A 20,289-nucleotide genomic window follows, 5' to 3' on the forward strand; every position below is an offset into this window, starting at 1 on the left:
GGCCGGGGCGCGTGCGTGTCGGTGATCAGGCGGCGCATTCCTTGCAGATCGGGCCGTCCGCGCCGTCGTGGTCGAGCTGCGAGCGGTGCTTCACGAGGAAGCAGCTCATGCAGGTGAACTCGTCCTGCTGCGCGGGCAGCACGACGACATCGAGCTCCAAGTCGGAGAGGTCGGCGCCGGGGAGCTCGAACCCCGTCGGGTTGTCCGAGTCCTCGACGTCGCCGGCGCCGGACTGGGTGCTCGGCACGCGCTCCTTGAGGGCTTCGATCGACTCGGAGTCGTCTTCGCTCTTGCGAGGGGCGTCGTAATCGGTTGCCATGCGGTGATTCTCCACTTCCGTGGTGTGTGTGATCTGGGGGTGGGGGGATCCGATATCGGGTGATCGGCGGGCCATAGTTTGCACGACTGCGCACCAATAAGCAAATGCCTGTCGGCTCGGTCGGGAAAACTCGCGGCACGCCCGCTGTATTCCCCGCTCGATCAGCCTGCCCATGACACCATGAATGCACACCCATCAGAGGGGCATTGGCATGGAAAACGTCACCATCGTCGGAACGGAAGCGGGAGTCCTCGTCCTCGCGACCGAATCCGGGCAGCGCTTCGCGCTCCCCATCGACGACGTCCTGCATCGAGAGGTGCGTCGAGCGACTCGCGAGGCCGAACCTGCTCCGGCGCGTCTGGCCGCGAGCCCGCGAGACATCCAGGCGCAGATCCGCGCGGGTCTGACGGCTGCCGAGGTCGCCGCCCTGCTCGGCGTGAGCGAGTCCGATGTGGCGCGCTTCGAGGGCCCCGTCCTCGCCGAACGCGAGCACATTGTCAACCAGGCTCTCGCCGTGCCGGTGCTGATCGGCAGCGAGGTGGAGCCCGATGCGCAGCCCACCTTCGGCTCCGCTGTGCGCGCCAAGCTGGCCGACCTGGCGGCGTCCGACGAGCGCTGGGCGAGCTGGAAGGACGAGGCCGGCTGGACGGTCAAGCTCGAGTTCACGGCGAACGAGGTCGCGCACGATGCACGCTGGGTGTTCGACCCACGCCGCAGTACGCTGTCGCCGATCAACGCCGACGCCACACAGCTCTCCCGGCAGGGTTCGCTTCCCGAGGGCCTCATCCCGCGCCTGCGCGCGGTCGAGGCGGAGCGCGTCTCGCCGTACAAGGACGAGAGCCGCTTCGACTCGGGCGCGTTCGGCCCGCGGCTGCTGCCCCCGCCGGAGGAAACCGAGGAGCCTCCGGTCGCCGAGCATTCCAGCGCTGCCGTTCAGGATGCCGCCGCCCGCCGCGCCCCCGATGAGCACCGCACGAGCTCTGAGACCGCCGACCTGCTCGAGGCGCTGCGCCGCCGTCGCGGCCAGCGCGAGTCCGCGCCGCTTTTCGACGGCAGCGACGACGAGGATGCGTCGCCGCTGGCGCTGTTCGACGCACTCGACGAGCCTGACGACAAGGCCGCCGAGACGAAGCCGTCCGAGACGAAACCCGAGCCGGCAGCCGAGCAGCCCAGCGGACGCCGGAAGCGCCGCAACGCGATGCCCTCCTGGGACGAGATCGTGTTCGGAGCGCGCACCGACGAGTGAGCGCAGGCACGCCCGTCAGCGCCGGAAGGCGCCGAGTCGGATGAACGGCACGCGCCACTCCTCCGGTGTCAGTGCGCCGTGCTGGCCCACCATGCCGCGCCCGCGCTGGTCGTCGGCCTCGGCGTCGTAGAGCGCGACATTGCCTCGTGCGATCACCAGCAGGTCGCCGATGCGCTCGCGCACGGCATCCGACTCCACCGGTCCGAACAGGCCGGCATCGATCGCCTCAGTGCGGCCGACCACGTCGGCCGCCCCTTCCAGGTCCCGTCGCCAGCGCGAGAGCACACCTGCCTGGTCGGCGTCAGGCTCGGCGTAGACGTGCAGCATCCGCGGCTCGCCACCGATGTGCCGGATGCCGTCGTGCCAGCCGCCCGCGGCGTCCAGGACGAGCTGACGGTGGTGCGGCACGTCGATCATGCCGTGATCGGCGGTGACCAGCACCCCCACCCCGTCGGGAATCCGCCGCGAGAGCGCGGCATCGACGTCCTCCAGGGCGGCGACCCACTCGGCCGAGTCGACGCCGTGGCGATGGCCCGCCTTGTCGACCTCCGGCAGGTAGCAGTACACGAGGGCCCCGTCGTGGGCATCCGCGAGCTCCCAGGCCAGCTCCACACGCTCGGCCGCGCCGCGCGCCGACCGGAAGTCCGCGCCGCGCAGCGTCGCCCCGGAGAATCCGCTGCCGGCGTAGGCCGGGATGCCGACGGCGAACACCGGATGCCCGGCCACCGCGGCCTGCTCGAACACCGTCGGGCTGCTCTGCCACTGCACGGGGTCGGCGCCTGCGGCCTCCCACCCGCTGAGCAGGTTCACCAGCACGTCCGACTCGGGATCGCGCACGCGGTATCCGACCAGGCCGTGCGTTCCGGGAGGCACCCCTGTGAGCAGACTTGTCAGCGCGGCTGCCGTCGTGGTGGGGAACACGGATCCCGCGACGTCCTTCTTCGCCATGGCCGACGACAGCGTGCGCGCGTGTCCGGCGTGCGTGCGCAGTGCCGACGCGCCCAGTCCGTCCACGACCACCAGCACGACAGACCGCACCGCGCGAAGGTCGGCGGTACCGCCGCGCAGCGAGGCGAGCAGCTGTGGCGCCACCCCGCTGATGCTCCGCGTCGAATCAAGGCTGGTCGGTAGGATGAGAGGCATCCGGGTCAGTCTCGCACAGGTGGCCCGACGCGCCGCGCCCGAGCGCCGTCGCGAGTCCGCACCGAGCGACCTGCAGGAAGTCCATGCCAAAGCCCTCGTCATCCGAGCCCGTTCAGGAGCGCATCCAGGACATCGACCTGTCGCAGGAGATGCAGGGCTCGTTCCTCGAGTACGCGTACTCGGTGATCTACTCCCGCGCACTGCCCGACGCGCGCGACGGTCTGAAGCCCGTGCAGCGGCGCATCCTTTATCAGATGGCCGAAATGGGGCTGCGTCCCGATCGCGGGCACGTCAAGAGCGCCCGTGTCGTGGGCGAGGTGATGGGAAAGCTGCACCCGCACGGCGACTCCGCCATCTACGACGCTCTGGTGCGCCTCGCCCAGGACTTCGCGCTGCGCGTGCCCCTGGTCGACGGGCACGGCAACTTCGGTTCGCTCGATGACGGACCGGCGGCGTCCCGATACACCGAGGCGCGTCTGGCGGCATCCGCTCTGGCGATGACCGAGAACCTCGACGAAGACGTCGTCGACTTCGTGCCCAACTACGACGGCCAGTTCCAGCAGCCCGCCGTGCTCTCGGCGGCATTCCCCAACCTGCTCGTCAACGGCGCGAGCGGCATCGCCGTCGGCATGGCGACGAACATGGCGCCGCACAACCTCATCGAGGTCGTCGCGGCGGCCACCCACCTGCTCGAGAACCCCGAGGCGACCACCGCCGAGCTGATGGAGTTCGTGCCCGGCCCCGACTTCCCGTCCGGCGGGATACTGATGGGCCTCGACGGGGTCAGGGACGCGTACGAGTCGGGCCGTGGGGCCTTCCGACTGCGCGCGAAGACCTCGATCGAACCGCTGGGGCCGCGCAAGACCGGCATCGTCATCACCGAGCTGCCTTACCAGGTCGGGCCCGAGCGCGTCATCGAGAAGCTCAAGGACGCGGTCACCGCGAAGAAGCTGCAGGGCATCAGCGATGTGCAGGACCTGACCGATCGCAAGAACGGCCTGCGGCTGGTCGTCACCGTCAAGACCGGTTTCGACCCGGCCGCGGTGCTCGAGCAGCTGTTCCGCTTCACCCCGCTCGAGGAGTCGTTCTCGATCAACAACGTCGCGCTGGTCGACGGTCAGCCGCGCACCCTCGGCCTCAAGGAGCTGCTGCGGGTGTACCTGCAGCACCGTGTCCAGGTCGTCACGCGGCGCAGCCGATACCGCCTGGCGCGGCGTAACGAGCGGCTGCATCTCGTGCGCGGCCTGCTGCTGGCGATCCTCGACATCGACGAGGTCATCCAGGTCATCCGCTCGTCCGACGACTCCGAGACCGCACGCGCGCGCCTGCAGCAGGTGTTCGAGCTCGACGAGGTGCAGGCCGAGTACATCCTCGAGCTGCGCCTGCGCCGCCTGACGAAGTTCTCGCGTCTCGAGCTCGAGGCGGAGCGCGACAAGCTGCTCGCCGAGATCGCCGAACTCGAGACTCTGCTGGCCGATCCGGCCCTGATCCGTGCTCAGGTCGCGCGGGAGCTGGACGCCGTGGCCGACCAGTTCGGCACGCACCGGCGCACCCTGCTGCTCAACGCCGCACCGCCGAAGGCCCGCACCACGAAGTCGGCTGCGGAGCTGCAGATCGCGGACGCCCCGACGACGCTGCTGCTGTCGACGACGGGTCGTGCCGTGCGGGTCGACGTGGAACCCGGCGTCGTGATCGCGACGCCGCTGCGGCGCAGCAAGCACGACGCCATCCAGGCCCGCCTGGAGACGACCACGCGCAGTGAGATCGGCGCGGTCACGACCGCGGGACGCGTCGTGCGGTTCACGCCCCTCGACATCCCTGCCGTGCCCGCCTCGTCGGTCGGTCTCGGTGCCGGTGTGCGCATCTCCGACTACCTCGGGCTGACCGACCGCAGCGAGCGGGTCATCGCCCTCATCCGCTTCGACGACGACACCCCTGTCGCCCTGGGCACCAGGGACGGCGTGGTGAAGCGTGTCGTCCCTTCGACGCTCGCGGTGCGACCCGAGCTGGAGATCATCGGGCTGAAGCCGAATGACGTGGTCGTCGGCGCGGCGCCTGCCCCCGACGACGCGGAGCTCGTCTTCGTCACCTCGGATGCCCAGCTGCTGCACTTCACGGCGTCGAACGTGCGCCCCCAGGGGGCACCCGCCGGCGGCATGGCGGGGATGAAACTCGGTGCGAAGAGCCAGGTCATCTCGTTCACGGTGGTCGGCGCGGCAGACGACGCCGTGGTCGTGACCGTCTCGGGTGCCGAGGGAACCCTCGCGGGCGCGGACGCCGGTCGGGCGAAGGTCTCAGCGTTCGCCGAGTTCCCCGCGAAGGGCCGTGCGACCGGCGGGGTGCGGGCGCACGCGCTGCTGAAGGGCGAGGACGGTCTTCGCCTGGCCTGGGTGGGTGCGGATCCGCGCGCGGTCGGGACCGACGGCGCGGCTCGCGTTCTTCCCGAGTCCGGCGCGAAGCGTGATGGCTCGGGCCAGCCGCTGGAGGCCGTGATCGGGTCGATCGGCACCGCGATCGGCTGACCCCACGGCGGGGTTCAGGGCCCTTCGGCGGGTTCAGGGCCCAGGTGTCAGGCGTCGATGGCCTCGCGACTCAGCCGGTCGCTCGAACTCATGATGAACTCGCGGCGCGGCGCCACCTCGCTGCCCATCAGCAGCTCGAAGGTGCGCACCGCAGCATCCGCCGACTCGGCGTCCTCGATCGTCACGCGGCGCAGCAGCCGGCCGGACTTCTCCATCGTCGTGTTGGCCAGCTGATCGGCATCCATCTCCCCCAGGCCCTTGTAGCGCTGGATCGGATCCTGCCAGCGCTTGCCTGACTTCTGCAGCTTCGCGAGCAGAGCGTGCAGCTCGGCCTCGGAATAGGTGTAGATGGTCTCGTTCGGCTTCGAGCCGGGATTCATGACGATCACGCGGTGCAGCGGCGGGACGGCGGAGTACACCCGACCGGCCTCGACGAGCGGGCGCATGTAGCGGAAGAACAGGGTGAGCAGCAGGGTCCGGATGTGCGCTCCGTCGACGTCGGCGTCGCTCATCAGGATCACCTTGCCGTAGCGGGCGGCGCTGAGGTCGAACGAGCGACCGGAGCCGGCGCCGATCGTCGTGATGATCGCCGCGCACTCGGCGTTGCCGAGCATGTCGCTGACCGACGCCTTCTGCACGTTGAGGATCTTGCCGCGGATCGGCAGCAGTGCCTGGAACTCGCTGTTGCGCGCGTGCCGTGCGGTGCCGAGCGCCGAGTCGCCCTCGACGATGAACAGCTCGCTCTGCTCGAAGTCCTTCGACCGGCAGTCGACCAGCTTCGCGGGCAGCGACGACGACTCGAGCGCCGTCTTGCGCCGCTGCGTCTCCTTGTGCGCTCGCGCCGAGACGCGGGCCTTCATCTCGGAGACGATCTTGTCGAGCAGCATCGACGCCTGGTTCTTGTCGTCGCGCTTGGTCGACGCGAAGCGCTCGGCGAGCTGCGTGCGCACCACCTGCGCGACGATCGTCCGCACGGCGGGCGTGCCGAGCACCTCTTTGGTCTGCCCCTCGAACTGCGGCTCGGGCACGGTGACGGTGAGCACCGCGGTGAGTCCCGCGAGCACGTCGTCCTTCTCGAGCTTGTCGTTTCCGACCTTGAGACGCCGGGCGTTCTGCTCGACCTGGGCGCGCAGGGTCTTCAGCAGCTCCTGCTCGAACCCCTGCTGGTGCGTGCCGCCCTTGGGCGTGGCGATGATGTTGACGAACGAGCGCACCGTGGTGTCGTAGCCGGTGCCCCATCGCAGGGCGATATCGACCTCGCACTCGCGCTCGACGGAAGTGGACTTCATGTGCCCGTCGGCCTGCAGCACAGGAACCGTCTCGGTGAAGCGTCCGCTGCCGTGGATGCGCCACGTGTCGGTGACGGGTGCGTCGGATGCCAGGTACTCGACGAACTCCGAGATGCCGCCCTCGTACAGGTAGGTGGTCACGCGCGGCCCGGCGGCCGCATCCGCTTCAGCGGCACCCTCCGCATGGGTCGCCGAGCCTGTCGCCGGGCGCTCGTCGCGGATCTCGAACTCGAGCCCGGGGACGAGGAAGGCCGTCTGACGCGCGCGGGTCTCGAGCTCGGGAAGCTGGAAGGCGGCGTCTTTGGTGAAGATCTGCCGGTCCGCCCAATAGCGCACCCTGGTGCCGGTCACGCCCTTGGCCACCTTGCCGACCACGCGCAGCTCGCTCTTCTGCTCGAACGGCGTGAACGGGGCGTCGGGGCGCGGCTCGCCGTCGTCGGCGAACACGCCGGGCTCACCGCGGTGGAACGACATCGCGTACGTCTTGCCGCCGCGGTCGACCTCGACGTCGAGGCGCTCCGAGAGCGCGTTCACGACCGAGGCGCCGACACCGTGCAGCCCGCCGGATGCCGCGTAGGAGCCGCCACCGAACTTCCCGCCCGCGTGCAGCTTCGTGTAGACGACCTCCACGCCGGTGAGTCCGGTGCGGGGCTCGACGTCGACAGGCACCCCGCGACCGCGGTCGGCCACCTCGACGCTCCCGTCGGCGTGCAGCGCGATGTCGATCTTCGAGCCGTTGCCGGCGACGGCCTCGTCGACCGAGTTGTCGATGATCTCCCACAGGCAGTGCATGAGGCCCGGCGACCCGTTCGAGCCGATGTACATGCCGGGGCGCTTGCGCACGGCCTCGAGGCCCTCGAGAACCTGGAGATGGTGGGCGGAATACTCGGCAGTCACAGTCATCCATCTTATTTCCGCGCGACCAGGGGTCGGACCGCGACACTCCCCGCCAGGCAAGGCGGCGCACCCGGCGTACGCGCACAGCGAAACACGCCGCGATCCGGGCATGCACACGGGGCGCGCATGGTTGTATTGACTACGACCACAAGGGATCCGACCCGCTGAGGAGGCACCGAGATGAACGCCACGACTGAGCGCGAGACCGTCGAGTACCGCCTCACCGCCATGGACCGCTGCGACTCCTGTGGGGCGCAGGCCTACATCGCCGCCGAGGTCAACGGCACCGAGATGCTGTTCTGCGCGCACCACGGACGCAAGTACGAAGAGAAGCTGCGCGCCGTCGCCACCTCGTGGCACGACGAGACCGCCCGCCTCATCGAGGTCTGAGGTGGTCAGTCGACCACGAGTCGACGCACCGCGGGAGTGAGCCTGGTGATGATCTCCTCGCCGACCGTGTCCACGTGCTCGGCCAGGGCGGTGGCATCCGGCTCGCCATCGGCGCCCGGCCCGAAGAACACCACCCGCTGACCCGCGGTCACTGCGTCCCATCGCTCGACCGTAAGGGCGGTGCCGCTGATGTCGACGATGCGACGGAGCCCGCCCGGCGTGGCGATCTGCACGCCGCGCAGGGTCGAGGGCAGACCGTGGAAGGCTCCGATGCCGACGCGGACCACGTCGGCATCGATCTGCTCCACAGGGGCACTGAGCCGGGCGATCAGACGGAGCCCGTCGAGCGGCGGGCCGTCGGCGGAGCGGATGCCGTAGCAGAACGCGCCGATGCGACTCAGCGAGCCGCGCAGCTCGGGACGCCACCACGCGGCGGCGGACGCCGTGAGGTGCAGCACCTCGGGCTCGCCGCCTGCGTCGACGAGCTGGGCGACCGCGTCGAGGAACACCCGCTGTGCGGCGTCGTCCTCCGCATCGCTGGCCTCGGAGAGGTGACTCCATACGCCCGAGACCGTGACGCTGCCGCGACGCTCGGCCGCCAGCGCGGCGGTGACGGCGTCGTGCCACTGCTCGGGTCGGAACCCGTTGCGGTGCAGGCCGGTGTCGATCTTCAGGTGCACCCGCACGCGCGCGCCGGCGGCGTCGGCCTCGGCGATCACGTCGTCGAGATAGGCGGCCGATCCCACGCCGAGGTCGATGTCGGCCGCGATCGCCTGGGCGATCTCGGCGCGCGGTGACGTCGCCCACGCGTACACGCGCCGATCGGTGAGAGCACGGATGCGCAGGGCGGTGGGGATGTCGTAGCCGCCGAACCAGGTGACTCCGACCGCGGATGCCTCGCGCACGGCCCAGTCGATGCCGAGACCGTACGCGTCGTCCTTCATCACGAGCAGCAGGTCCGACGGCGACAGGCGCCGCTGCACCGCGGCGATGTTGCGGCGGAACGCACCTCGCGAGATCTCGAGCAGAGGTCCTGTCATGCCGTCCACTCCCTCTGCGCGTGCCGCCCGATGACCACGGCCATCTCCAGTGCGGTGAGCCCGCTCACGGTCGACCACCGGGCGAGGGCGTCGCGGGCACCGCCCGCACCACCGAAGTAGACCACCGATGTGCCGTCTGCGACATCGCCGCCCTCGAGGTCGACCACGCACACGTCCATGGCGATGCGTCCCACGACCGGCAGCATCCGTTCGCCGATCTGAACCCGCACCTGGTTTCCGAGCACACGGGGGATGCCCTGGGCGTAGCCCCCCGTGACCAGTGCGACGCGGGTGTCCTCGGCGGCCCGGTGCGTGTAGCCGTACGAGACGGCCTCCCCGGCGCGCAGCGGCTTGGTGGAGAGCACGCGGCCGTGCAGGCTCATCACGGGCTCGACGGACGCCGAGCCCGCGGCATCCGGGATCCCGAACAGCCCGGCCGGGTCGACGTCGGCGGCGCCATCGGTGTGCACCCGCAGACCCGGGTGGCCGGAGACGACGGCGACGTGCTCGGCGTCGGCGATCACGTCGGTGACCCCGGCACCGGCGAGGACCCTGGCTGCCTCGACAGCGCCGTGACCGAAGCCGTCGTGCCGCAGGTCGACGACCGCACCGGGCGCCACGAGCGCACGCGCCGCTCGCTCGAGAGCCCCCCGGCAGAGGAGCACCCGTGGGAGCGCGCTGCTGACAGTCATGACGGTCTCCCGCTCTCAGAGCTGGATGGTCTTGAAGCCCTTGTCGTGGACGAACCGCTCGATGGCATCACGCGCGCCCTTCGCGTACTCGTCGAACGGGCTCGGCGCCGCATCCGGAAGCTCCAGTCCGCGGCGGGCGGCCACCGCCCGAACGAGCACATCGGCCAGCGCCGGGTTGAGCGGGAGGACGGGCCCCTGCACGTTGCCGGCGACGGCGTTGCGATGGCGCACGAATTCGCCGCGGGCGTCGCCGCGCGAATAGCTGCCGCGACCGGCGACGACCGTGCCGTACGCGCCGGCCCCGTCGGCAAGGGTCCATTCGGAGGCGTGATCCTCGAAGCCGACGACGGCCGTGTCCGGGGTGCGGACGGTGATGTACCCAACCCGGCGGTCGCGGGTGCGCGCGACCCGATACGGCATCACGCCGAGACCCGTCACGCTGTCGCCGTCCGTGAGATCGATGCGCTCACCGAGCAGCTCGGCCGAACCGCCGATCGCGAACAGCGTGCGGTCGTCGGCGACGAAGGAGCGCAGCGCATCGGCACGGGCGACGAAGTCGGCGTGCACACCGCGCAGCGCCGACAGCGGACCGTTGCCGATCACGACGATGTCGACGTCGTCGGGCAGCCGCTCGCCGACGCCGACGTGTGCGGTGGTGTACTCGACGCCCCTCGCACGAAGGCGCTCCTCGAGGGTGCGGACGTTGCCGCGGTCACCCGTGATGCCGAGCTCGGCGGGGTACAGCTGGACGATGCTGATCTTCGTCATCGGCGCGCCACCTCCTGGTCGCCGTACCCGAGGATGCGGCGACCGATCATCATCAGCTCGTAGTTGACGAACCACGTCTGCCTGCCGGCCGTGGTCTCGGGGAACGAGCGCATGATCGCGACCGCCTTCTCCATGTCGGGCTCGACCGCGCCGATCTCGACGCCCGCGTAGGCCAGCGCGAGAGCCAGCTGATGGGCCTTGTCCCCTGTCACCACGTCGACGCGCGGCAGCGCCGTGAAGTCGACGTCGTACAGCCACGAGACGTCCGGGGTTCCCTCGTCGATCGCGATGAGGGCGCGCTCGAGGTTGCCGTCCAGCGCGTCCAGATTCATCTGGATGCTCGGGGCGTTCTTGAACATGACGAACTCGACCTGCTCGCCGGCGGGGTCGCGGCGCAGCGGGATGACCTCGCCGCGGCCGTAGGCCGGTGCCATGTTCGCGAAGCCGGTGGCCGCGCGCTCGGTGTCGAACTCGGCGCCGAGCACTCCGGATGCCACCGCGAGGGCGGCCGCGGCGTCGGCGGCGTAGTGCAGGCCTCGCGCGGGAAGCGTGATGCGGGCATCCGCTCCCCCGATGTTCACGACCACGTCACGGCCCGAGACCTCGCGGACCTCGGAGAACGCCTCGCGGTCGATGATGCCCGCCGTGCCGCTGCGGGTGTCGACTGCGTTGGCGAGACCGTTTGCAGAGGATGCCACGATGTCGGACGCGACTCCGAAGAACGTCACCGGGGCGCGCATGGCGTCGACGTCGATCTTCGACAGGTACGGGTCGTCGCGGTTGATGATCACGTGTGCCGATGCGCGCCGGGACGCGTCGAGCATCATGTCCGCGACCCGCTCGGTCTCGTAGAACCGGTACAGCTGATCGACCTGCACGTTCAGCGACAGGATCACCGAGGGCGAGAGGCGGTCGGCGAGATCAGCCGCAAAGCCCTCGTCGATCTCGAGCACGGCGACGTCGGCATCGATCCGGCCGGTGAGGGTGGCATCGGCCAGCAGGGCGCTGGTGACACCCTGCGGCAGGTTCGCGCCGGTCGGGTTGGTGAACACCGTCAGCCCGTGCGCACGCAGCACCTCGCTGATCATGTGCGTCGTCGTGGTCTTGCCGTTCGAGCCCAGCACGAAGACCACGCCGTAGCGGAACTGGTCGGCCAGCGTCGGCAGCAGCGTCGGGGCGAGACGGTTGGTGAGGTAGCCGGGGAAGGCGGATCCTCCCCCGCGCAGACGGGTCGCGAAACGCGCGAGCTTTCCCGCCAGCACCGGGAAGACGTACCGCAGGCCGGCTGAGCGCGCCTGAGGTGCGGGCGAACTCATTCGAGGTAGTCCCTCAGCGACTGCGACCGGCTCGGGTGGCGCAGCTTCGCCATCGTCTTCGACTCGATCTGACGGATGCGCTCACGCGTCACGCCGAAGGTGTCGCCGATCTGGTCGAGGGTCTTCGGCTGACCGTCACCGAGCCCGAAGCGCATCCGGATCACGCCGGCCTCGCGCTCGGAGAGCGAGTCGAGCAGCTGCTCGAGCTGACGCTGCAGCATGGTGAAGCCGACCGCATCCGCGGGGACGACGGCCTCGGTGTCCTCGATGAGGTCACCGAACTCGCTGTCGCCGTCCTCGCCGAGCGGGGTGTGCAGCGAGATCGGCTCGCGGCCGTACTTCTGCACCTCGACGACCTTCTCGGGAGTCATGTCGAGCTCGCGCGAGAGTTCCTCGGGCGTGGGCTCGCGCCCCAGGTCCTGCAGCATCTGACGCTGCACGCGGGCGAGCTTGTTGATGACCTCGACCATGTGCACCGGGATGCGGATGGTGCGCGCCTGGTCGGCCATGGCGCGGGTGATGGCCTGACGGATCCACCACGTCGCGTAGGTCGAGAACTTGAAGCCCTTGGTGTAGTCGAACTTCTCGACCGCACGGATCAGGCCGAGGTTGCCCTCCTGGATCAGGTCGAGGAACTGCATGCCACGACCGGTGTAGCGCTTCGCGAGCGAGACGACCAGGCGCAGGTTGGCACCGAGCAGGTGGCTCTTCGCCCGCTGACCGTCGCGCGCGACCCACTGCAGGTCGAGGCCGAGCTGGCCGGACTTCTCGGCCGCCGACATCGTCGACAGCTTCTCCTCGGCGAACAGGCCCGCCTCGATGCGCATCGCGAGCTCGACCTCTTCGGCCGCATTCAGCAGGGCGACCTTTCCGATCTGCTTCAGGTAGTCCTTGACCGGGTCGGCGGTCGCGCCGGTGATCTGCGTGGAGTAGACGGGGGCGTCGTCCTCGTCCTTGGACGAGATGACGATCGCGCCGGTGGGCAGCGGCTCGGTGAAGGCCGGCTTCTTGTCGCCTTCGTCCTCGTCGCCGTCCTCGGTCTCGACGACCTCGTCGTCGACCGGGGCCTCTTCGTCCTTCTTCTTCGCCGTGCGCCGAGCGGGGGCCTTCTTGGCGGGTGCCTTCGCGGCCGCCTTCTTCGCGGGCGCCTTGGCTACGGTCTTCGTCGCCTTCTTGGGTGCCGCCTCGGCGACGTCGGTCACCTCGGCCTCGACGATCTCGGTCTCGGCAGTGGTCTTCGTGGTCGTCCGGGAGTTCTTGCTCGTAGCAGGAGTCACGTTTCGCCTTTCATGGAGCGGTGCACGCGCTCCGAGCCGTTTCGGACACTAGTAAGACCCTTGTCAAGTGCATCCGCGAGGAATCTGTTGACAACGGGTCGAGCATCCATTATCACACACGACGACGGCTGCTTCCTCCGATTCGTGAATCAGCGCGCGTCTCAGCGCTGCTTGTCGTCGTCTCCCGGGCGTCGCGTGGCCAGATAGCGCTCGAGCTCCGCCGCGAGCTCGTCGGCGCTGGGGAGGTCGCGCTCGTCGAAACCGCCCTCGTCGCCCGTGTCGTCCCGGCCCGCCATGTACGCGTCGTAACGCTGCTCGAGCCCGTGCAGCATCTGCACCAGCTCCTCGCTGCCCTGCACCTGCTCGGCGACGCGGGCGTGGAACTCCTCGCTGCGCTCGTGCACGGCATCCATCCGCAGCACCAGCCCGGTGCCCGCCATCAGCTTGTCCGCCGCGGCGGCGACCGTGTCGGGGTAGTCGGTGTCGGCGAGGTAGTGCGGCACGAGCAGCACGAATCCGGCCACGCGCACGTCGTGCTCGACCAGGCGGAACTCGAGCAGGTGGGCGGCCGTGGCCGGCACCTGGGTGCGGGGGCGCCACACCGAATGCACGGCCGTGAGGTCGCGCCTGTTGCCGCTCACCGTGACACCCAGCGGACGCGTGTGCGGCACGGGCATGGCGATCGAGTGCACCCACGTGACCGTCGACACCTGGAAAGCATCCACGAAATCGACGACCGCGCGTGCGAAGGCGTTCCACGCGAAGTCGGGTTCGTACCCGGAGAGCAGGAGGAAAGGCTGACCGAGGGCGTCGTGAGCGAGGGAGAGCTCGAGCCGCGCCGGACGGTACTCGGTCAGGTGATCCTGATCGAAGAGCACGATCGGGCGGCGCGCGCGGTAGTCCAGCAGCACGTCGTTGTCGAAAACGATGAGCGGCTTCGGGTCGGTCGTCGCGCTCAGGTGCTCGATGAGACCGGCGACGGCGCTGCCGGCATCGGTGAAGCCGGTGAGAAGGATGACCAGGGGCAGGCCGGTCGGTGCGTCCGGGGCCCCGGAAACCGGTTCGAACAGGTCAGCAGGTGACGGCATGTGTCCATGCTACGAGTCGCATCTCGGGCCTGGGCGACGATGTGCATGCTGACAGCGAACACGGCGGCAGCGCCTCGGCTCGGCGAGGGGCCCTCCCTAGGATGGAGTCATGACGCTTCCCGTGATCACCCACACGACCGATCCGTTCCCCGGAGGCACCGCCGACGCCGCAGTGCTCGTCATCCCCGATCCCGCCTCCGCGACCGACGCGCTGAGCGGACACGAGGGTCTTGCCGACACCCTGGCGGCCACCGGATACAAGGGAACGGCTTCCGCCTACCAGCGCGTGCACCTGCCTGCCGTGACGTCGCTGCCGCTGGCCGTCGTCAGCGCGGGAAAGGACCCGGATGCCGCCGCCGTGCGTGACGCCGTCGCGACCGCCCTGCGCTCGCTGACCGGCTTCGCCACGGTGTCGGTCGGATTCGCCGGCGACCTCGACCGGTTCGCCGACGCCGCGGCCGAGGGTGCACTGCTCGGCGGGTACCGCTTCGACGACTACCGCTCCGAGAGGAAGCCCGCTCGTGCCGAGACCATCGTGCTGCACGCCGCATCGATCGGGGACGGTGCGCTCGAGCACGCTCGCGCCGTCGCCGAGGCCGTCGCACTGGTCAAGGATCTCGTCTCGGTGCCGGCGGAGTGGCAGAGCCCGGCCCAGCTCGCCGATGAGGCTGTGAAGACGGTCGCCGATCTGCCGATCGACGTCGAGGTCCTCGACGAGAAGCAGCTCGACGAGCAGGGCTACGGCGGCATCCTCGGCGTCGGACGAGGATCGGATCGTCCGCCGCGGCTGGTGCGTCTGTCGTACTCCCCCGCCGAGGCGGCGCGTCACATCGCGCTGGTCGGCAAGGGCATCACGTTCGACACCGGTGGCCTCTCGCTCAAGCCCGCCGCCAGCATGGTCGGCATGAAGTTCGACATGGCGGGCGCAGCCACCTCGCTGGCCGCCATCCGCGCCATCGCCGCGCTGGGCCTTCCGGTGCGGGTGACCGCGTTCCTGTGCATCGCCGACAACATGCCCTCGGGCCGCGCGACCCGACCCGGTGACGTGCTGCGGATGCTCGACGGCCAGACCGTCGAGGTGATGAACACCGACGCCGAGGGCCGCCTGGTCATGGCCGACGGTCTCGTCGCGGCCAGCCGCGAGAACCCCGACGTCATCATCGACGTGGCGACCCTCACCGGCGCGATCATCGTCGCGCTGGGCATGCGCCACACGGGTGTGATGGGCGACGACGACGCGGTGGCCGAGTACCTCGCCGCAGCGGAGTCGGTCGGCGAGGATGCCTGGCCGCTGCCGCTTCCCGAGTTCATGGAGGAGAGCCTCGACTCGCAGATCGCCGACATGGTGAACGCGAACATGGCCGACCGCTCCGGCGGGTCGCTCTTCGCCGGACTGTTCCTGCGCCGCTTCGTCGGCAGGACGTCGGATGCCGAGGACGCACCCCGCATCCCCTGGGTGCACCTCGACATCGCCGGTTCCGGCGAGCACAAGGGCGCGCCGTACGGATTCACCGAGAAGGGACCGACCGGCGCCGCGGTGCGCTCGCTGATCGCATTCGCACGAGCATCGGTCAAGGAGTCCTGATGGCCACGCACGAGTTCGACCTGGTCATCCTCGGCGGCGGCAGCGGCGGCTACTCGGCCGCACTGCGCGCCAGCGAGCTCGGCAAGAAGGTCGCCCTGATCGAGAAGGACAAGGTCGGAGGCACCTGCCTGCACCGGGGGTGCATACCCACCAAGGCCCTGCTGCACGCGGCAGAGGTCGCCGATCACGTCCGCTCGGCGGCATCCGTCGGGGTGAGCGCCACTCTCGAGGCGGTCGACGCGGCAGGGGTTCGCGCGTACCGCGAGGGCATCGTCGCCAAGAAGTTCAAGGGCCTCGAGGGCCTCATCGCGGCGCGGGGCATCACGACCGTGCACGGAGAGGGTCGCCTGGCCGCCGATCGTTCGGTCGAGGTCGGCGGCGATCGCTACGTGGGCGCGGATGTCATCCTCGCCACCGGCTCGTACAGCCGCTCGCTGCCCGGTCTCGAGATCGGCGGACGCATCCTCACCAGCGAGCACGCGCTTGCGCTCGACGAGGTGCCCGACAGCGTGATCATCCTCGGTGGCGGAGTGATCGGCGTCGAGTTCGCCAGCGTGTGGAAGTCGTTCGGTGCAGAGGTCACGATCGTCGAGGCGCTGCCGCACCTCGTCCCGAACGAGGACATCGCGATGAGCAAGGGACTCGAGCGCGCGTTCCGCCGGCGTGGCATCAGGTACTCCCTGGGCACGCGCTTCGCGAAGGCCGAGCAGGACGATGCGCAGGTGACCGTGACGCTCGAGGACGGCAAGAGCTTCAGCGCCGACTACCTTCTCGTCGCGGTCGGTCGTGGACCCGTGACCGACGGCCTCGGCTTCGAGGAGGCCGGTGTCGGTCTCGAGCGCGGATTCGTGACGGTCGACGAGCAGCTGCGCACGGCCGTGCCCGGCGTCTGGGCCGTCGGCGACATCGTGCCGGGTCTGCAGCTCGCGCACCGCAGCTTCCTGCAGGGCATCGCCGTGGCCGAGCGGATCGCGGGGATGGATGTGCCGACTCCTCCCGAGTCGCAGATCCCCCGGGTGACGTACAGCAGCCCCGAAGTCGCCTCGGTCGGCGTCACCGAGGAGGCGGCCGTCGCCGCGCACGGCGCCGACGGCGTGGTTTCGTACGAGTACAACCTCGCCGGCAACGGCAAGAGCGAGATCATCGGCACGGGCGGCCTCGTGAAGGTCGTCCGCCGTAAGGACGGGCCGGTTCTCGGTGTGCACCTGATCGGCGACCGCGTCGGCGAGCTCATCACCGAGGGGCAGCTCGCCGTGGCCTGGGAGGCGCACCCCGAAGACATCGCGCCGCTCATCCACGCGCATCCCACGCAGAGCGAGGCACTGGGCGAGGCTTTTCTCGCTCTCGCCGGAAAACCGCTGCACGCCCTGTAGGAACGCACCAGATATCCATAGACTCCCAGGTCACTAAGCTTGGGGCATCACAATTTTCCGAAGGAGACTCGACATGAGCACAGCCGTGGTCCTCCCCGCACTCGGGGAGAGCGTCACCGAGGGCACGGTCACTCGCTGGCTGAAGCAGGTCGGCGACACCGTGCAGGCTGACGAAGGCCTGCTGGAGATCTCGACCGACAAGGTCGACACCGAGATCCCGTCCCCCATCAGCGGCGTGATCGAGGAGATCCTCGTCGCAGAGGATGAGACCGTCGAGGTCGGCGCGATGCTCGCGCGCATCGGCGACGGCAGCGGTGCGGTATCCGGCGGCGACGCCCCGGCCGCCGAGGCACCGGCTGAGCAGTCGCAGTCCGCGGAGCAGTCCCAGCCCGCGCAGCAGGCCCAGTCGCCCGCATCCCCGGCCGAGAACGAGGTCGAGGCCGCGCAGGAGTCGTCGCAGAGCGACTCGCCCGCGCCGGCAGCGTCGGGCGACGCCACCGACGTGGTTCTGCCGGAGCTCGGCGAGAGCGTGACCGAGGGCACGGTCACGCGCTGGCTGAAGCAGGTCGGCGACGACGTCGCCGTCGATGAGGCGCTGCTCGAGATCTCGACCGACAAGGTCGACACCGAGATCCCGTCGCCCGTCGCCGGAACGCTGCAGGAGATCCTGGCCGGCGAGGACGAGACCATCGAGGTCGGCGCTGTTCTCGCCCGCATCGGCTCCGGGGCGCCCGCCGCCCAGGAAGCACCCGCCCAGGAAGCGCCCGCGCAGGAAGCACCCGCCCAGGAAGCACCCGCCCAGGAAGCACCCGCCCAGGAAGCACCCGCCCAGGAAGCACCCGCCCAGCAGGCACCCGCCCAGCAGGCACCCGCCCAGCAGGCACCCGCCCAGGAAGCGCCCGCCAAGCAGGCACCGGCCCAGCAGGCACCGGCCCAGCAGGCACCGGCCAAGCAGGCACCGGCCCAGGAAGCACCGGCCCAGCAGGCCGACTCCGACTCGCTCTACGTGACTCCGCTGGTGCGCCGCCTGGCCAGCCAGCAGGGCGTCGACCTGTCGACCGTCACCGGAACCGGTGTGGGCGGACGCATCCGCAAGGAGGACGTCCTCAAGGCTGCCGAATCGAAGTCGCAGGCACCGACCGCTGAGGCCGCAGCTCCGTCGGCTCCCGCGCTCGAGGTCTCGCCGCTGCGGGGCACGACGCAGAAGATGTCGCGCCTGCGAAAGGTCGTCGCCGAGAGGGCCGTGGCCTCGATGCAGCAGACCGCTCAGCTGACGACCTTCGTCGAGGTGGACGTCACCAAGCTCGCGGCGTTCCGCAACGCGAAGAAGGGCGAGTTCAACCAGAAGACCGGCGCGAAGCTGTCGTTCCTGCCTTTCTTCACGCTCGCCGCCGCCGAGGCGCTGCAGGCCTTCCCGATCATCAACTCGACCGTCGACGGCGACTCGATCGTCTACCCCGCGAGCGAGAACATCTCGATCGCGGTCGACACCGAGCGCGGCCTGCTCACCCCGGTCGTCCGCGACGCGGGCACGAAGAACATCGCCCAGCTCGCGCAGGAGATCGCCGACCTGGCGGCTCGCACCCGCGACAACAAGCTGAAGCCCGACGAGCTCGCCGGCGGCACCTTCACGGTGACCAACACGGGCTCGCGCGGCGCGCTGTTCGACACGCCCCTGGTGTTCCTGCCCCAGTCGGCGATCCTCGGCACCGGCGTCGTGTTCAAGCGCCCCGGCGTGGTCACGGTCGATGGTGTGGATGCCATCGCAGTCCGCTCGTACGTGTATCTGGCGATCTCGTACGACCACCGCACGATCGACGGCGCGGACGCAGCCCGCTTCCTCGGCGCGATCAAGACCCGCCTCGAGTCGGCGGAGTTCGCGGCGAACCTGGGGATCTGAGCGCGCTCACCCCTGACCCGATGGCTGGTTCGCGACGTCGTACACGTCGCGGACCAGCCATTGGTCTTCCTGCCTGACGAGCACGAGCATCTGCTCGCCGCGCTCGCCCGACTCCCCGAGGCGCAGCACGCTCACATCGCCGTAGTCCTCCACCGCCGAGATCGTGCGCTTCGCATCCGTTCCCGCGAGCCGCTCCTGCACCGCCGCCGCTGCACCGTCGACCACAGCGGCGGGGCACGCGGCATCACCCGTCCGCGCGCACTCCCACAGGATCGCCAGCAGCATCGCGGCGCGCTGTTCTGCGGAGCCGTCGACCACGGCATCCTCCCCCTGACCGGCTTCGGGAACCGGTGTCGGCGACGACGGATCGCGATCAGTCGTCTCCGGATGCCCGTCCTGCGGCTCCGTCGGGGCGTCCGGGGCGGTCCGCGATGCCCCCGGGATCGCCTCTCCCGCCTGCTCGGTCGCGGCGGAGTCCTCCTCCGTCGTCGGCCACATCAGGCCGCCGACCAGGACGAGCGCGGCTGCCGTCCCGCCGACGATCAGCATGCGGCCACGCGGGGCGCGAGCGGTCGGCTGCGCCGCGCCGCGTGCCGGCACGACCGCCGCCCGATTCCGCCGGAGACGGCTGCTCACACCCGCTATCAGGGGTGCACCCGCGGCGAGCAGGCGGGCCTGCAGGCGCTGCAGCGGGCGCGGCTCAGCAGCCAGCAGGTCGGCATCCTGATGCAGACGGGCGGCATGCGCGTCGATCGCGATCACCCGCTCGGGTGCGAACGCCTCGCGGACCAGCGCGCGCGGTGCCGCCAGCTCGGTCAGCTCGCGTTCCCACCGCTCGATCTCACGGCGGACCATGCGCTGATCGCCCGCCGCCGCCCCGATCTCGCCGAGCAGCCTGCTCATGGCGCGATCCCTGCAGCCCTCCCGCAGCCGGGCGATGAGTGCGATGGCCGCCTCGGTGCAGGCCATGCCCTCGCCGGGGACGAACACCGGACGCGCCTCGTCGGTGAGCCACCATCGACCGGTGATGTTCCGTTCGCCGATCTCCACGATGCCGCGCAGCAGACTGCCGACCAGCGTGACCGTCTCCCCCGCCGACAAGGCGCTCTCCGCCGCCGCACGGCGCCCGAGGAACACCTCGACGCGATCCGTGCACCACGGAAGCACGGCGTCGTGACCGTCCGGCCTGCGCAGCACGTCGCGCACGCCGGCGACGTGCTCCGCATCGGCGAGCAGCCACAGATGCTCGCCGACCGTCTCCGCGTCCACCCGCACGCCCCGTCGCTCACCATCGGTGATCAGCTCGCCGGTGTACGCGGATTCCTGCGCATCCAGCATCCGGATCGCGCGATGCGCGCCCGGCATCAGCGCTGCCGTCTCATCCATCCGACCATCTCAGCGCGCCACGTCGGCCGTCGCCGCCGAGAAGAGCGGATCTGGGGAT

At 70.1% G+C, this 20,289-nt stretch carries 16 protein-coding genes; 6 read left to right on the forward strand and 10 right to left on the reverse strand.

The features are described from left to right. Positions 1 to 25 precede the first annotated feature (25 nt). Positions 26 to 319 carry a DUF4193 domain-containing protein gene (locus tag ACWGSM_RS00480; RefSeq protein ID WP_452321041.1) on the reverse strand — a complete coding sequence of 98 codons (294 nt, stop codon included), beginning with the start codon at positions 317 to 319 and terminating at the stop codon, positions 26 to 28. Between the two features lie 211 nt (positions 320 to 530). Here ACWGSM_RS00480 and sepH point away from each other — a divergent pair, with 211 nt between their 5' ends. After that, complete coding sequence (gene sepH, locus ACWGSM_RS00485; RefSeq protein WP_452321042.1) at positions 531 to 1,565, forward strand: septation protein SepH; 1,035 nt, start codon at positions 531 to 533, stop codon at positions 1,563 to 1,565. A gap of 15 nt (positions 1,566 to 1,580) precedes the next feature. Here the strand turns inward: sepH and ACWGSM_RS00490 are convergent, their stop codons facing one another. Then, positions 1,581 to 2,708, reverse strand: coding sequence for an alkaline phosphatase family protein (locus ACWGSM_RS00490; protein WP_452321043.1), 1,128 nt, complete (start codon positions 2,706 to 2,708; stop codon positions 1,581 to 1,583). Positions 2,709 to 2,791: 83 nt separating this feature from the next. Here ACWGSM_RS00490 and ACWGSM_RS00495 point away from each other — a divergent pair, with 83 nt between their 5' ends. After that, positions 2,792 to 5,230 carry a DNA gyrase/topoisomerase IV subunit A gene (locus ACWGSM_RS00495; protein ID WP_452321044.1) on the forward strand — a complete coding sequence of 813 codons (2,439 nt, stop codon included), beginning with the start codon at positions 2,792 to 2,794 and terminating at the stop codon, positions 5,228 to 5,230. Between the two features lie 47 nt (positions 5,231 to 5,277). Here ACWGSM_RS00495 and ACWGSM_RS00500 read toward each other — a convergent pair whose 3' ends face one another. Further along, positions 5,278 to 7,422 (reverse strand): DNA gyrase/topoisomerase IV subunit B, encoded by a 2,145-nt coding sequence (locus ACWGSM_RS00500; RefSeq protein WP_452321045.1) that lies wholly within the window; start codon positions 7,420 to 7,422, stop codon positions 5,278 to 5,280. Between the two features lie 174 nt (positions 7,423 to 7,596). Between ACWGSM_RS00500 and ACWGSM_RS00505 the strand changes: the two genes are divergently transcribed. After that, complete coding sequence (locus tag ACWGSM_RS00505) at positions 7,597 to 7,806, forward strand: DUF7455 domain-containing protein (RefSeq protein WP_452321046.1); 210 nt, start codon at positions 7,597 to 7,599, stop codon at positions 7,804 to 7,806. 5 nt (positions 7,807 to 7,811) lie between these two features. Here the strand turns inward: ACWGSM_RS00505 and ACWGSM_RS00510 are convergent, their stop codons facing one another. The 6 genes from ACWGSM_RS00510 to ACWGSM_RS00535 all read right to left on the reverse strand — a co-directional run bounded on the left by ACWGSM_RS00510 (position 7,812) and on the right by ACWGSM_RS00535 (position 13,987). Next, positions 7,812 to 8,846 carry an alanine racemase gene (locus tag ACWGSM_RS00510; protein ID WP_452321047.1) on the reverse strand — a complete coding sequence of 345 codons (1,035 nt, stop codon included), beginning with the start codon at positions 8,844 to 8,846 and terminating at the stop codon, positions 7,812 to 7,814. Beyond that, positions 8,843 to 9,538 carry an alanine racemase C-terminal domain-containing protein gene (locus tag ACWGSM_RS00515; RefSeq protein ID WP_452321048.1) on the reverse strand — a complete coding sequence of 232 codons (696 nt, stop codon included), beginning with the start codon at positions 9,536 to 9,538 and terminating at the stop codon, positions 8,843 to 8,845. Before ACWGSM_RS00515 ends, ACWGSM_RS00510 begins: the two co-directional genes overlap by 4 nt. A 15-nt stretch (positions 9,539 to 9,553) precedes the next feature. Beyond that, the gene (locus tag ACWGSM_RS00520; protein ID WP_452321049.1) at positions 9,554 to 10,306 is read right to left on the reverse strand and encodes a type 1 glutamine amidotransferase; all 753 of its coding nucleotides are present in this window, start codon (positions 10,304 to 10,306) and stop codon (positions 9,554 to 9,556) included. Beyond that, on the reverse strand, positions 10,303 to 11,622 hold the full coding sequence (locus ACWGSM_RS00525; protein WP_452321050.1) for a MurT ligase domain-containing protein: 1,320 nt from the start codon (positions 11,620 to 11,622) through the stop codon (positions 10,303 to 10,305). The genes ACWGSM_RS00520 and ACWGSM_RS00525 overlap by 4 nt, the downstream gene beginning before the upstream one ends. Then, positions 11,619 to 12,899, reverse strand: coding sequence for an RNA polymerase sigma factor (locus tag ACWGSM_RS00530; protein ID WP_452321051.1), 1,281 nt, complete (start codon positions 12,897 to 12,899; stop codon positions 11,619 to 11,621). Before ACWGSM_RS00530 ends, ACWGSM_RS00525 begins: the two co-directional genes overlap by 4 nt. A gap of 161 nt (positions 12,900 to 13,060) precedes the next feature. Then, positions 13,061 to 13,987 (reverse strand): proteasome assembly chaperone family protein, encoded by a 927-nt coding sequence (locus tag ACWGSM_RS00535; RefSeq protein WP_452321052.1) that lies wholly within the window; start codon positions 13,985 to 13,987, stop codon positions 13,061 to 13,063. Positions 13,988 to 14,096: 109 nt separating this feature from the next. Between ACWGSM_RS00535 and ACWGSM_RS00540 the strand changes: the two genes are divergently transcribed. From ACWGSM_RS00540 to sucB, 3 genes are all read left to right on the forward strand, one after another. Further along, positions 14,097 to 15,572 carry a leucyl aminopeptidase gene (locus ACWGSM_RS00540; protein ID WP_452321053.1) on the forward strand — a complete coding sequence of 492 codons (1,476 nt, stop codon included), beginning with the start codon at positions 14,097 to 14,099 and terminating at the stop codon, positions 15,570 to 15,572. Further along, complete coding sequence (lpdA, locus tag ACWGSM_RS00545; RefSeq protein ID WP_452321054.1) at positions 15,572 to 16,945, forward strand: dihydrolipoyl dehydrogenase; 1,374 nt, start codon at positions 15,572 to 15,574, stop codon at positions 16,943 to 16,945. The genes ACWGSM_RS00540 and lpdA overlap by 1 nt, the downstream gene beginning before the upstream one ends. Positions 16,946 to 17,018: 73 nt before the next feature. Next, positions 17,019 to 18,845: a 2-oxoglutarate dehydrogenase, E2 component, dihydrolipoamide succinyltransferase gene (gene sucB, locus ACWGSM_RS00550; RefSeq protein ID WP_452321055.1), complete on the forward strand. Its 1,827-nt coding sequence runs from the start codon at positions 17,019 to 17,021 to the stop codon at positions 18,843 to 18,845. 6 nt (positions 18,846 to 18,851) lie between these two features. Here sucB and ACWGSM_RS00555 read toward each other — a convergent pair whose 3' ends face one another. Continuing rightward, positions 18,852 to 20,231 (reverse strand): hypothetical protein, encoded by a 1,380-nt coding sequence (locus ACWGSM_RS00555; protein WP_452321056.1) that lies wholly within the window; start codon positions 20,229 to 20,231, stop codon positions 18,852 to 18,854. Positions 20,232 to 20,289 lie beyond the last annotated feature (58 nt).

It is taken from the genome of Microbacterium sp. NPDC055521, from assembly GCF_053619695.1.

Coding starts and splice junctions, on each gene's coding strand:
- ACWGSM_RS00480 (WP_452321041.1), bottom strand. CDS start 319: ATGGCAACCGATTACGACGCCCCTCGCAAGAGCGAAGACGACTCCGAG.
- sepH (WP_452321042.1), top strand. CDS start 531: ATGGAAAACGTCACCATCGTCGGAACGGAAGCGGGAGTCCTCGTCCTC.
- ACWGSM_RS00490 (WP_452321043.1), bottom strand. CDS start 2,708: ATGCCTCTCATCCTACCGACCAGCCTTGATTCGACGCGGAGCATCAGC.
- ACWGSM_RS00495 (WP_452321044.1), top strand. CDS start 2,792: ATGCCAAAGCCCTCGTCATCCGAGCCCGTTCAGGAGCGCATCCAGGAC.
- ACWGSM_RS00500 (WP_452321045.1), bottom strand. CDS start 7,422: ATGACTGTGACTGCCGAGTATTCCGCCCACCATCTCCAGGTTCTCGAG.
- ACWGSM_RS00505 (WP_452321046.1), top strand. CDS start 7,597: ATGAACGCCACGACTGAGCGCGAGACCGTCGAGTACCGCCTCACCGCC.
- ACWGSM_RS00510 (WP_452321047.1), bottom strand. CDS start 8,846: ATGACAGGACCTCTGCTCGAGATCTCGCGAGGTGCGTTCCGCCGCAAC.
- ACWGSM_RS00515 (WP_452321048.1), bottom strand. CDS start 9,538: ATGACTGTCAGCAGCGCGCTCCCACGGGTGCTCCTCTGCCGGGGGGCT.
- ACWGSM_RS00520 (WP_452321049.1), bottom strand. CDS start 10,306: ATGACGAAGATCAGCATCGTCCAGCTGTACCCCGCCGAGCTCGGCATC.
- ACWGSM_RS00525 (WP_452321050.1), bottom strand. CDS start 11,622: ATGAGTTCGCCCGCACCTCAGGCGCGCTCAGCCGGCCTGCGGTACGTC.
- ACWGSM_RS00535 (WP_452321052.1), bottom strand. CDS start 13,987: ATGCCGTCACCTGCTGACCTGTTCGAACCGGTTTCCGGGGCCCCGGAC.
- ACWGSM_RS00540 (WP_452321053.1), top strand. CDS start 14,097: ATGACGCTTCCCGTGATCACCCACACGACCGATCCGTTCCCCGGAGGC.
- lpdA (WP_452321054.1), top strand. CDS start 15,572: ATGGCCACGCACGAGTTCGACCTGGTCATCCTCGGCGGCGGCAGCGGC.
- sucB (WP_452321055.1), top strand. CDS start 17,019: ATGAGCACAGCCGTGGTCCTCCCCGCACTCGGGGAGAGCGTCACCGAG.
- ACWGSM_RS00555 (WP_452321056.1), bottom strand. CDS start 20,231: ATGGATGAGACGGCAGCGCTGATGCCGGGCGCGCATCGCGCGATCCGG.